12 protein-coding genes are annotated in these 11,234 nt (G+C 70.2%); 6 read left to right on the top strand and 6 right to left on the bottom strand.

Features of this window, described 5'->3' with window-relative positions:
* The first annotated feature begins 130 nt into the window (after positions 1 to 130).
* The 6 genes from secG (at position 131) to H2Q94_RS20740 (ending at position 4,020) form a co-directional block, all read left to right on the top strand.
* Complete coding sequence (secG, locus tag H2Q94_RS20765; protein WP_224957705.1) at positions 131 to 364, top strand: preprotein translocase subunit SecG; 234 nt, start codon at positions 131 to 133, stop codon at positions 362 to 364.
* Positions 365 to 446: 82 nt separating this feature from the next.
* Positions 447 to 788: an RNA polymerase-binding protein RbpA gene (locus H2Q94_RS20760; RefSeq protein WP_243788872.1), complete on the top strand. Its 342-nt coding sequence runs from the start codon at positions 447 to 449 to the stop codon at positions 786 to 788.
* A gap of 154 nt (positions 789 to 942) precedes the next feature.
* Positions 943 to 1,284 carry a Rieske 2Fe-2S domain-containing protein gene (locus H2Q94_RS20755; RefSeq protein WP_243788871.1) on the top strand — a complete coding sequence of 114 codons (342 nt, stop codon included), beginning with the start codon at positions 943 to 945 and terminating at the stop codon, positions 1,282 to 1,284.
* A 140-nt stretch (positions 1,285 to 1,424) separates the two neighbouring features.
* Positions 1,425 to 2,174: a hydrogenase nickel incorporation protein HypB gene (hypB, locus tag H2Q94_RS20750; RefSeq protein ID WP_243788870.1), complete on the top strand. Its 750-nt coding sequence runs from the start codon at positions 1,425 to 1,427 to the stop codon at positions 2,172 to 2,174.
* A gap of 186 nt (positions 2,175 to 2,360) precedes the next feature.
* Positions 2,361 to 2,834: a ribonuclease E activity regulator RraA gene (rraA, locus tag H2Q94_RS20745; protein WP_243788869.1), complete on the top strand. Its 474-nt coding sequence runs from the start codon at positions 2,361 to 2,363 to the stop codon at positions 2,832 to 2,834.
* 241 nt (positions 2,835 to 3,075) lie between these two features.
* Entirely contained in the window at positions 3,076 to 4,020 is a 945-nt protein-coding gene (locus tag H2Q94_RS20740; RefSeq protein WP_243788868.1) for a phosphotransferase family protein, read from the top strand.
* A gap of 204 nt (positions 4,021 to 4,224) precedes the next feature.
* On the opposite strand, the gene H2Q94_RS20735 is transcribed toward H2Q94_RS20740, so the two are convergent.
* From H2Q94_RS20735 to tal, 6 genes are all read right to left on the bottom strand, one after another.
* Positions 4,225 to 4,899 (bottom strand): pyridoxamine 5'-phosphate oxidase family protein, encoded by a 675-nt coding sequence (locus H2Q94_RS20735; RefSeq protein ID WP_243788867.1) that lies wholly within the window; start codon positions 4,897 to 4,899, stop codon positions 4,225 to 4,227.
* A gap of 138 nt (positions 4,900 to 5,037) precedes the next feature.
* On the bottom strand, positions 5,038 to 5,802 hold the full coding sequence (gene pgl / locus H2Q94_RS20730) for a 6-phosphogluconolactonase (RefSeq protein WP_243788866.1): 765 nt from the start codon (positions 5,800 to 5,802) through the stop codon (positions 5,038 to 5,040).
* Positions 5,799 to 6,794 (bottom strand): glucose-6-phosphate dehydrogenase assembly protein OpcA, encoded by a 996-nt coding sequence (opcA, locus tag H2Q94_RS20725; protein ID WP_243788865.1) that lies wholly within the window; start codon positions 6,792 to 6,794, stop codon positions 5,799 to 5,801. Before opcA ends, pgl begins: the two co-directional genes overlap by 4 nt.
* The gene (gene zwf / locus H2Q94_RS20720) at positions 6,791 to 8,326 is read right to left on the bottom strand and encodes a glucose-6-phosphate dehydrogenase (protein ID WP_243788864.1); all 1,536 of its coding nucleotides are present in this window, start codon (positions 8,324 to 8,326) and stop codon (positions 6,791 to 6,793) included. The genes opcA and zwf overlap by 4 nt, the downstream gene beginning before the upstream one ends.
* Positions 8,323 to 9,957 carry a glucose-6-phosphate isomerase gene (locus H2Q94_RS20715; RefSeq protein WP_243788863.1) on the bottom strand — a complete coding sequence of 545 codons (1,635 nt, stop codon included), beginning with the start codon at positions 9,955 to 9,957 and terminating at the stop codon, positions 8,323 to 8,325. The genes zwf and H2Q94_RS20715 overlap by 4 nt, the downstream gene beginning before the upstream one ends.
* A gap of 172 nt (positions 9,958 to 10,129) precedes the next feature.
* Entirely contained in the window at positions 10,130 to 11,230 is a 1,101-nt protein-coding gene (tal, locus tag H2Q94_RS20710) for a transaldolase (protein ID WP_243788862.1), read from the bottom strand.
* Positions 11,231 to 11,234 lie beyond the last annotated feature (4 nt).

Below are 11,234 nucleotides of genomic sequence, written 5' to 3'. Positions count from 1 at the left end.
GCGAGCGGGTTCTTTCCTGGCCGGAGCGACCGCATCACGATGGAACACCGGCGCTAAGGCGGACGGCGGTCCACCGGATGAACGCCACCCGGTACTCTCGGTGGCGAACCGCTGTGTGAACGAGGACGTGATGAATCTAATCCTGCAGATCGGCCTGATCCTGACGAGCGTGCTGCTGGTGCTGCTGGTCCTGCTGCACCGGGCCAAGGGCGGTGGGCTCTCCTCGCTCTTCGGCGGCGGCATGCAGTCGAGCCTGTCCGGTTCCAGCGTGGCGGAGAAGAACCTGGACCGGATCACGATCGTGGTCATCGCGGTCTGGGTGATCTGCATCATCGGTACCGGGCTGCTGATCAAGATCGGTTGACGGTCCGGCGAGCTGGCAGCGGTTGACCAACAGCGGCCGGCCCGTGGGCCGGTCCTCCGTGCGGCTTGGTGGGTGAGAGTGCATGACTGGCGGTAACGCGATCCGGGGCACGCGCGTCGGTGCGGGTCCGATGGGTGAGACGGAGCGAGGCGACTCGGCCCCGCGCAGGCGAGTCGACTACTGGTGCGCCAACGGCCACCACACGCGGCCGTTCTTCTCGATGGACGCCGAGGTGCCGGACGAGTGGGACTGCACTCGGTGTGGCCTGCCCGCGGGCCAGGACGAGCAGAACCCGCCGGAGGCGCGGCGCAACGAGCCGTACAAGAGCCACTTGGCGTACGTCAAGGAGCGGCGGAGCGACTCCGACGGCTTGGCGATCCTCGAAGAGGCGTTGACCAAGTTGAAGGAGCGCCAGGGGCGCTGACGATGTGTCCGCACGGGCGGGCCGGAGATCCTTCCGGTCCGCCCGTGCGCTGTTCCACGGCCTCCTGGGGCCGACATCGAGTTGTGCCCCGCGGCGACGCGGACTTAGCTTGGTCGCACCGCGCAACGGCGTCGTCGCAGGAAAGCAGGCCCGTATGGTGTCGTCCGAGGTTCACCAGCCCGCTGAATCGTGGGTGGACGTGCCGGGAGTGTCGGACCTCCCGAAGGGGGAGATCGTGACCACCCGCGTCGCCGGGGAATTCATCGCGGTCTGCAATGCGGACGGTGTGGTGCGCGCTTTTCGCGACGAATGCCCGCAGTGCGCGTTGCCCATCGGGGGCGGGCGGTTGCTGGGTGATCTGCTGTGGTGCGCCGGATGCGCGGAGCCTTTTGACGTGCCCGCCGGGGGAGTCGGCCGCAAGCGCGCACGGTTCCGGCTCGCCGCTAGGTCACTGACCGTTTCCGGCGGTACGGCGCGCATTGCTCTGTCCGCGTGATGTGTGCGCGATGTTCGATTCACGGGCCATACCGGTATGGAGAACCGTCCGGTTCTCTGCGACGATGAGATGATCTTTACCGCGTTGGGACGGATCCGCCGGAGTCCGCCTGGACGCCACACCTGGAGGTGGAAGAGACCATGCGCGGTGGGTACGCAGCAGCGGGCCGCGCCGGGGTGCGGGTGTCGGGCCCGGATTTCCCCGAGCCGACCGGCAAGACCGGACAGTCCTGTTCGGACGGTGCGGTGCCGAGGCAACGGGTCGCCGATGCGCTGGCCGAGCGCACGAGGAACTCGTTGGCACGGCGCAGGATTCTCGCGCTGAACCTGATGAGCTCCCCCGGTTCCGGGAAGACGACGCTGCTGGAGCGCACGCTGCGCGAACTGGGCGCGACGATGTCCATCTCGGTCATCGAGGGCGATCAGGAGACGCACCTGGACGCCGACCGGCTGCGCGTCGCGGGTTGCCGGGTGGTGCAGATCAACACCGGTTCCGGCGGGCACCTGGACGCCGACATGGTCGATGAGGGACTGCGCTCATTGCAGCCGGCCGGGCGTTCCCTGGTGTTCATCGAGAACATCGGAAATCTCGCCGCGCCCGCACTGTTCGATCTGGGAGAACATCATCGGGTGTTGATCGCCTCGGTCACCGAGGGCGAGGACAAACCGCTGAAATATCCGCACGTATTCCGCAGTACCGATCTGGTGTTGTTGAACAAGACGGATCTGCTGCCGTATCTGGATTTCGACGTCGAACGTTTCATCGCGCACGCGCAGCGGATCAATCCGCGGATCCGGGTGCTGCAGTTGTCCGCGAAACGCGGCGACGGTCTCGCCGAATGGTGCGGCTGGTTGCGCGCCAATCACGGCGACACCGCCGTTCCCGCCTAGAAGGGGCCGTTCGGCGGGCTGTGGCGTTGCTCGCGTGTGGGCTCGCGCCTGATGATCAGTCGATACGCTCTGCCGAATCATGGTTCGAGCGCGACGCCGCCCGCCACGGCAGCGGTGTCGCGCCGGAAACGATTCGGCGTCCGGGGCGGCCTCGCGGCGCCGAAGGCTCAGGCGAGGGAGACGTACATGGACCTGTCGACCGCTGACCTCGCGGACCGCGAAGGCCCGGCCATTCGCAGCTGTGACGTGCAGTTCCGGCAGTACGGAGGACGGGCCGAGTTTTTCGGGCGCATCCGCACGGTGACCTGCTTCCAGGACAACGCGCTGCTCAAGAAGATCCTCTCCGAGCCGGGAGAGGGCCAGGTCCTGGTGATCGACGGGGCGGCCTCGGTGCACACGGCGCTGGTAGGGGACCTGATCGCCGAGCTCGGCCGTTCCAACGGCTGGAACGGGATCGTCGTCAACGGCGCGGTGCGGGACACCGCGGTGCTGGCGGGCATGGACTTCGGGGTGAAGGCGCTCGGCTCCAATCCGCGCAAGAGTACGAAGAACGGTGATGGTGTCGTCGACGATCCGGTGGAGATCGGCGGCGTGCGCTTCGTACCGGGCGAATACCTGGTCAGCGATCACGACGGCGTGGTGGTGCTGACCGAGCCGTGATCGGGGTGGAACTCCGGACGGTGCCGTCCGGAGTTCCGTGCTGAACAGTTCGGTCGTCGGTTGGGCGGGCACCGGCTTTCGGCGCCCAAGAGCCGTTCGGGGACGTCGATCCGGTGCCGAATGCCCGACCCGGTTACCTGCGCGACATCTCAGCGGTACCTGATAACCGGCCGGAAACATGAACGTCGCGGGTTCGGCCACACCCGGTCACTACCGTCCGGGGAGTGGGAAATGTGGCCGGATGAGCGCCGTTCAAGAGACGCCCGGTCCCCGTGAACTCCGCGCCCGCCGCGCGGTGCGAGCGGTGACCGGACGCGGGGACGCCGGATTCGAGCGAGCGCTGGAGCCGCTGGTCGGTCGCACCCGGTGGGCGGCCGAGCACGACTGCCTGTTCCTCACCGGTGACCTGGACGACCTGTTCGTGACGGTCCTGCTCACCGCCTTCGCCGATCTCGTCGACACCGAGCAGGTGGCGCAGTCCGCGGCCGCCGCGCACTCCGCCGGGGTCGCTCCCGCCGTGCGCGCCGTGGCCGGTGAGGCGGGAGCCATCGCCTACGCGCGGCTGCCCGGCACCTACCACTCGTTGCAGCCGCACGACCTGCGTGAAGCCGACGTGCTCGGCGCGGTCGCCGCCGTGAAGCGCGCGCTGCACCGGGGGCCGGCGATGCCGCTGGATCGGGACGTGTTCGACGAGGCCGAGCAGTGGGCGGAGCTCGCGGCCGCGGAGGACGCGGAACTACCGGCGGACTTCACCTGGATGCGAGACCAGGTGCGCCGGATCGGTATGGCGCTGCGCGCGGCGGGCCGGGACGTGCGGCCCTGCCATCGGGACGGCAGCTCGTCGAACGTGCTGCTCGGACCGGGCAACGACGTGCAGCTGGTCGACTTCGACATCGCGGGCAACGCCGATCCGCACCACGACATCGCGACGATGCTGGTGGAGACCTGCCAGCTCGACGACGAGTGGCGGCGGGCCGCGGAGCTCATCGACGGGCGGCCCGACGAACAGCGGCTGGCGCGGTACCGGCTCAACGCGATCGCCGACGACCTGTCGATGGGGGCGTGGGCGCTGCTCGCCGGCGCTCGCGGAACGTCCGGGTTCACGAGGTACGGCCAGTGGCGGTTGCTGCGCTGCCGTTACGCCCTGCGGAACCGCCTGTTCGACACCTGGCTTCGGAGAGCCTGACCGTCGACCACCGAACATCAGGTGACCGGTCCCCTCCGCCCGGGAGGGGCAAAGCAGGCATTGACCTCGCCGGTCCCTCGGACTAAGCGATCCCTCCGGCCGAAGGAACGGAGGAGTCATCGGCTCACTGGCTTCTCGGGGTGGATATTCCCGTTGGCCGGTGGGCGGTCGTCTGAGGTGGGTTGAGTTGAGGCGCCTGGCCGGTCAGGTTCGGCGGTCGGTGATGTGCGGTGGGGCGGGGATGCCGGCGGCCAGGTCCGGGGCGGGGATCGGGGTTCCCCACTGCTGGTGCAGCGGCAGCACTCCCGCCCAGGCGCCCGTCGCGTATTCCGCCGGGTCGTCGGCGGGCGGGCCGGTGCGCGCCTTCACCGAGGCCTCGTTCAGCGGCAGCGCCAGCACCGTCACCGCCGCGAGCTCCTTCGCGTTCGGGACGCGGGCGTGCTCCCACGAACCGGGCGCGAGGTGTTCGGAGAGCACGCGCAGCCCGTGGTCCTTCTCCGCGGGATCCGTCACCACTCGCGGCCTGCCGTAGATCACGGCGCTGCGGTAGTTCATCGAGTGGTCGTTGAGGGTGCGCGAGTACACGACCGCGTCGAGCAAGGTGACGGTCACGCACACCTGCGGCTCATCGCCTGCGGCGAGCATGCTGCGCGCCCCGCTGGAACCGTGCAGGTAGAGCACGTCGCCGTCTCGGCCGAACCCGGTGGGCAACACCTGCGGGTGCCCGTCCAGAACCAGACCGAGATGGCAGATCAGGGCGGCGTCGAGGACTTCGTGCAGGCTCGTCCGGTCGGTGCCCGCCCGGTCCTTTCTGCGGCCCAGGGAGGTTCGGGCGGTGGCGGACAGCGGCGGAGCGGGGGAGGCGGTCGGTTCGGTCATGCCGACCATCCTCCGATTGGAAATGGCTATTCCCAAGGTCCAATTTGCGAAGATAATGAAAGGCCACTTTGGGTCGGCAAAAGAAACGGGCCGTCCGCCTCACGAGGAGGCGAACGGCCCGGATGTCACGCGACGCGGTCAGTTCCGGTGCGGAACCTGAGCCGCCGCGTCCGGATCCAGCAGCCACAACGTGCGATCCCGGCCGACGGCACCGGCAGCCGGAATGTCGTCCGACTCGGCGCCGCCGAGCGCTTCGGCCACCGGACCGGCCTTCGCGGCACCCGTCGTCATCAGCCACACCTCGACCGCCGAGCGGATCGCGGGCAGCGTCAGCGAGATCCGCGTCGGCGGCGGCTTCGGGCAGTCGTGCACGCCCACGACCGCCCGCTGCTCCTCCCGGACGTACGGCGTAGCGGGGAACAGCGAAGCCGTGTGCCCCTCCTCGCCGACGCCGAGCAGCAGCACGTCGAACCGCGGCGCCGGGAAATCGGCGGCGGGCTCGGCGGTCGTGGCCAGCAGCTCCGCGTAGTGCGCGGCGGCCGCGTCGGCGTCCGCGCCGAACTTGCCATCGGACGGTGCCATCGGGTGCACCCGGGCCGGGTCGATGCCCACGTGATCGAGCAGTGCCGTTCGGGCCTGGGTCTCGTTGCGCTCCGGGTCGCCATCCGGCAGGAACCGCTCATCGCCCCAGTACACGTCCACGTTCGCCCAGTCCACGGCGTCGCGGGCGGGGGAGAGCCGGACCTGTTCGAGCACGCCGATGCCGGTGCGGCCGCCGGTGAGCACCACCGATGCCGTCCCGTGCGCGGTCTGCGCGTCCACGATCCGGGTGATCAACCTGGCGGCGGCCGCCGCCGCCAGGACTTCGCCGTCGCGGTGCACGACGACTTGGTGCTTGGTCATGCGTCGCCTTCCGCCGTCTGCTCCGGAACCGAACCGTCCTGCTCGGCCTCGGGCGGTTCCGGGTCCGGTTCGTCGGTGCGCCGGATGCCGCCGAGGCCGCCCAGGGTGACCTCGTAGATCTCGTCCGGGTCGAGCCGCCGCAGCTCCTCGGCCAAGCAGTCCCGGACCTCGCGGCGGTGCAGCGCGATTTGCCGGTCCGGCTGGCCCGGCTGGGTCAACGTGCCGACCTTGCCGTCCGGGCGGACGATCTTGACCGAGCCGGAGGGCCGCCGCAGTTCCGCCGAGACGATGCCCGGTCCGCGCGAGTGCTCCACCCGCTGCACCGGCACCTCCAGGTAGGCGCCCAGCCACGCGGCCAGCAGATCCGTGGACGGCGAGCCCGCGGCGCCGGTGACGACCGCGCTGGTCACCGCCTCGTAAGGCGGCAGGTCCAGTGCCGCGGTCAGCATCGCGCGCCACGAGGTGAGCCGGGTCCACGACATGTCCGTGTCACCCTCCACATAGGACTTGACGCGGGACTGGAGGGACTTGATCGGGTCGGGGGCCGCGGCCGCGTCGGTGATCCGGCGGTGCGACAACAGCCCGATCGGGTCCTTCGCCGGGACCTCGGGCGCCTCGGTGGGCCACCAGGCCACGACCGGAGCGTCCGGCAGCAGCAACGGCACCACCGAACCGGCGCCCTCGTCGGCCAGCGCGCCGTAGAGGCGCAGCACCACGACCTCCGAGGCACCCGCGTCCCCGCCGATGCGGATCTGCGCGTCCAGCCGCGGCGCGGCCTCCTTCGAACCCCGTGCCACCACGATCACCCGCGCCGGATGTTCCCGGCTGGCGTCGTTGGCGGCCTGGATGGCCTTCTCGGTCTCCGTGCCGTCCCCGGTGACGATCACCAAGGTGAGGACTCGGCCGAGCGCGACCGCACCACCGGTCTCGCGCAGCTCGACCATCTTCTTGTTGACCTGCGAGGTGGTGGTCGAGGGCAGGTCGATGATCACGGTCGCCTCCAGACGCGTCCGGTGCGGGCCATCATGGCGTCCGCCGCGGGCGGACCCCACGTCCCGGCCTTGTAGTTCTCCGGCGCTCCGCGCGCCGCCCAGTAGTCCAGCACCGGGTCGAGGATCTTCCAGGACTGCTCGACCTCGGCGTTGACCGGGAACAGCGACGGCTCGCCCAGCAGCACGTCCAGGATCAGGCGCTCGTAGGCCTCCGGGGACGACTCGGTGAACGCGTGGCCGTAGCCGAAGTCCATCGTCACGTCCCGCACCTCCATCGAGGTGCCGGGGACCTTCGAACCGAAGCGCATCGTCACACCCTCATCCGGCTGAACCCGGATGACCAGGGCGTTCTGGCCCAGCTCCTCGGTCATGGTGTCGTCGAACGGCAGGTGCGGGGCGCGCTTGAACACCACGGCGATCTCCGTGACGCGTCGGCCCAGCCGCTTGCCGGTGCGCAGGTAGAACGGCACCCCGGCCCAACGCCGGCTCTCCACCTCGAGGGTGATCGCCGCGTAGGTCTCGGTGGTCGAGTCGTCCGAGAACCCGCCTTCCTCGTGCAGGCCCGGCACCAGCGAACCGCCCTGCCAGCCGCCGGTGTACTGCCCGCGCGCCGTCGTCTCGTCGAACGGGCCGACGGGCTTGGTCGCCGACAGCACCTTGAGCTTCTCCGCGCGCAGATCCTGCGGGGCGAAGCTCACCGGCTCCTCCATCGCGGTCAGCGCCATCAGCTGCAGCAGGTGGTTCTGGATGACGTCGCGGGCCGCGCCGATGCCGTCGTAGTACCCGGCCCGGCCGCCCAGCCCGATGTCCTCGGCCATCGTGATCTGCACGTGGTCGACGTAGTGGGCGTTCCACAACGGCTCGAACAGCTGGTTCGCGAAGCGCAGCGCCAGGATGTTCTGCACCGTCTCCTTGCCGAGGTAGTGGTCGATGCGGAACACCGAGTCCTCGGGGAACACCTCGTTGACGATCTTGTTGAGGTGCTGGGCGCTCTCCAGGTCGTGCCCGAACGGCTTCTCGATGACCACCCGGCGCCACTGATCGGGCGACTGGTCGGTCAGCCCGGAGCGGGACAGCTGGGTGAGCACCGTCGGGAACGCCGACGGCGGAACCGACAGGTAGAAGGCGTGGTTGCCGCCGGTGCCGCGTTCCTTGTCGAGCTGCTTGACGGTCTCGGCGAGCCGGTCGAACGCGTCCGGGTCGTCGAACGAGCCCGGCACGAAGCGGATGCCCTCCGCCAGCCGGTCCCAGACCGTCTGGTGGAACGGCGTGCGCGCGTGCTCCTTGACCGCCTCGTAGACGACCTGCATGAAGTCCTGGTCCTCCCAGTCCCGGCGAGCGAAGCCGGTCAGGGCGAACCCCGGCGGCAGCAGCCCCCGGTTGGCCAGGTCGTAGATCGCGGGCATCAGCTTCTTGCGGGACAGGTCCCCGGTCACGCCGAAGATCGTCAGGCCGGACGGCCCGGCGATCCGCGGCAGGCGCTTGTCGCGCGGATCCCGCAGCGGGTTGCGCGGCAGGTCTCGGGAGCTCACGCTCCACCCCTCTCGTCGTGCAGGTCCTGGACGGCCTTGACCAGTTCGACCAGGCCGGCGGCCCGGTCGGTCAGGTGCAGTCGCAGCACCGGGCGGTTGTGCTGCATCAGCACCTGCCCGTCGCCCAGCGCCTGCGCCCGTTGCAGGCTCGCCAGCGTGTAGGGCCGATCCGGGACGTCCAGGTCGTTCTCGGGTTCACCGGTGATCTGCAGGAACGCGCCGTTCTGGTGGCCGCCCTTGTGGTACTGGCCGGTGGAGTGCAGGAATCGCGGACCCCAGCCGAACGTGGTCTGCAACCCGGTGCGGCGGGCCAGCTCCGGGCGCAGCAGCGCGGCGGAGGCGTCGTCGAGGCGGTCCAGGTAGGCCTGCACCGCCAGGTAGCCGGTGCTCGGCGCGGACTTGACGAACGCGCGCAGCGCCTCGGCCACGGTGCCCACGCCCGCGCTGAACCAGTCGCCGGAGGCGTGGACCTCGATCTGTCCCGACACCAGCACCGGAGTCACCACCGGACCGCCGGACGGGCCGTCGAGCAGGGCGCGGGCCGCCTTCTTCGCGGCCTCCACGTCGGGCTGGTCGAACGGGTTGATGCCGAGCAACTTCCCGGCCAGCGCCGTGGCGAACTCCCACAGCAGGAACTGCGCGCCCAGCGGGCCGGTCGTCACCAGCTGCGCGCCGTCGACGGCGCCACCGATGGCGATGGTCGTGGCGTCGCGGCCCGCGTCGGCGAAGCCGGGGGCTTCGGAGTTCTCCACGACGACCGGCAGCAGGCCGGTGCCCTGCTTGCCGGTGGACTCGGCGATCAGCTGCTCGGCCCAGTCGCCGAAGCCGGGGATGCCGGAGCCTCCGTCGGCGAGCACCAGCTTCTCGGCGCCGTGCTCGTGCGCCGCCGCCCAGGCCGCGGCCAGCCGAATCGCCGGGTTGCTCTCGGAATCGGCACTGACCAGTTCGAACGCGGTGGCCGCGTCATCGAGCAGGGTCGCGATGTCCGCACCGGCCAATCCGGCGGGGACCAGCCCGAACGCGGTCAGCGCCGAGTAGCGGCCACCCACGTTCGGGTCAGCGGTGAACACCCGCCGGTAACCGGCCTCCCGCGCGGCCGTCTCCATCGGTGACCCAGGGTCGGTGACCACCACGATGCGGGTAGCCGGATCGATTCCGTTCGCGGAAAAAGCGGCCTCGAAGATGCGGCGGTGGCTGTCGGTCTCGACGGTGTTGCCGGACTTCGACGACACGACCAGCACGGTGCGGTCCAGGTCGCCGGACAGGGCGTCGCCGACCTGCCCCGGGTCGGTGGTGTCCAGCACGGTCAGCGGCACGCCCGCGGTCGCGGCGATCACTTCGGGCGCCAGCGAGGAACCGCCCATTCCGGCGAGCACGACCCGGTCCACGCCGTCGGCGTGCAGCTCCGCGCGCAGCGCGTCGATCTCCGCGAGCAGCGGGCGGGAAGTCTCGTGCAGCGTGGTCCAGGAAAGCCGGATCGACGCCTCGCTCTCAGCGTCCGCGCCCCAGAGGGTGGCGTCGCCGGCCGCGAGGCCGCTCGCCGCCGCACCCGAGGTCAGCCGCTCGGCCAGCGGGCGAGCCTCCCCTGCCAGCCCCTCGTCTGCGATCTCGACTGAAGTTTCGGTTGCCATCTTCTTCCTCGTGTCTAGGCGATAGGCGGCGTTGACGGTGGGCGATCCGGCCTCCGCCGCAGGCGCACCCGATGAGCGTGGCTCACCGGTCACAGCACCCGGGGCACGCGAATTCCGTGGAATGTCGCGTGCCCCGGGCTGCGAGCGGGGCACACCCGCGGTGGAACAGCCGCTACTTGGCCTGGTCGAGCTGCTCGCGAACAGTGTCGAGCAGTTCCTCCCAGGATTTCTCGAACTTCTCGACGCCCTCGCGCTCCAGCACCGCGAACACGTCGTCGAGGTCGATTCCGGCGGCGGTCAGGTCGTCGAACACCTGCTGCGAGACGTCCTTCGTGCCGCTGACCTGGTCACCGTCCACCTGCGCGTGGTCGGCGGTGGCGAACAGCGTCGCCTCCGGCATGGTGTTCACCGTGTTCGGCGCCACCAGCTGGTCGACGTAGCGGGTGTCGGAGTACTCCGGGGACTTCACGCCGGTCGAGGCCCACAGCGCGCGCTGCGGCTTCGCGCCGGACGCGGCGAGCGCCTGGAACCGGTCGGAGGAGAAGACCTCCTCGTAGGCCGCGTAGGCCAGCCGGGCGTTGGCGATGGCCGCCTTGCCCTGCAGGTCCTGGCCGCCCTCGAGGCCCTCCAGCCGCTTGTCGATCTCGCTGTCCACGCGGGACACGAAAAACGATGCGACCGAGGCGATGGTGTTCAGCTCGTGGCCGTTGGCCTTGGCCTGCTCCAGACCGGCCAGGTACGCGTCCATCACGTCCCGGTAGCGGTCCACGGAGAAGATCAGCGTCACGTTCACGCTGACGCCCTCGGCCAGCACCCGGGTGATCGCGGGCAGGCCCTCGACCGTCGCCGGGATCTTGACCATCAGGTTCGGCCGGTCCACGGCCTTCCACAGCTCGAGCGCCTCGGCGACCGTGCGGTCGGTGTCGTGCGCCAGCCGCGGGTCCACCTCCAGCGAGACCCGGCCGTCGTCGCCCGCCTCGTAGACGTTGCGGAAGACGTCGGCGGCGTCGCGCACGTCCTTGGTGGTCAGCTCGCGGACGGTGTCGTCCACGCCGGCACCGCGGGCGGCGAGCTCACGTACCTGGTCGTTGTAGTCGGCCGCGTTCGACAGCGCCTTCGCGAAGATCGTGGGGTTGCTGGTGACGCCCACGACCGCGTAGTCGTTGATCAGCTCGGTCAGGTTGCCGGACGTGATCCGCTGGCGGGACAGGTCGTCCAGCCAGATCGCCACGCCCGCCTGGCTGAGCGCGGTGAGGTTCTGGTTGTTCGTCACTGGG

Origin of the sequence: Saccharopolyspora gloriosae (assembly GCF_022828475.1) — a bacterium.
Classification (GTDB): Bacteria; Actinomycetota; Actinomycetes; order Mycobacteriales; family Pseudonocardiaceae; genus Saccharopolyspora_C; species Saccharopolyspora_C gloriosae_A.
This window is presented reverse-complemented; position numbering and strand designations above follow the sequence as displayed.

Coding starts and splice junctions, on each gene's coding strand:
- H2Q94_RS20735 (WP_243788867.1), bottom strand. CDS start 4,899: ATGACCGAACCGACCGCCTCCCCCGCTCCGCCGCTGTCCGCCACCGCC.
- H2Q94_RS20715 (WP_243788863.1), bottom strand. CDS start 9,957: ATGGCAACCGAAACTTCAGTCGAGATCGCAGACGAGGGGCTGGCAGGG.
- H2Q94_RS20740 (WP_243788868.1), top strand. CDS start 3,076: ATGAGCGCCGTTCAAGAGACGCCCGGTCCCCGTGAACTCCGCGCCCGC.
- H2Q94_RS20760 (WP_243788872.1), top strand. CDS start 447: ATGACTGGCGGTAACGCGATCCGGGGCACGCGCGTCGGTGCGGGTCCG.
- H2Q94_RS20755 (WP_243788871.1), top strand. CDS start 943: ATGGTGTCGTCCGAGGTTCACCAGCCCGCTGAATCGTGGGTGGACGTG.
- secG (WP_224957705.1), top strand. CDS start 131: ATGAATCTAATCCTGCAGATCGGCCTGATCCTGACGAGCGTGCTGCTG.
- pgl (WP_243788866.1), bottom strand. CDS start 5,802: ATGACCAAGCACCAAGTCGTCGTGCACCGCGACGGCGAAGTCCTGGCG.
- rraA (WP_243788869.1), top strand. CDS start 2,361: ATGGACCTGTCGACCGCTGACCTCGCGGACCGCGAAGGCCCGGCCATT.
- hypB (WP_243788870.1), top strand. CDS start 1,425: ATGCGCGGTGGGTACGCAGCAGCGGGCCGCGCCGGGGTGCGGGTGTCG.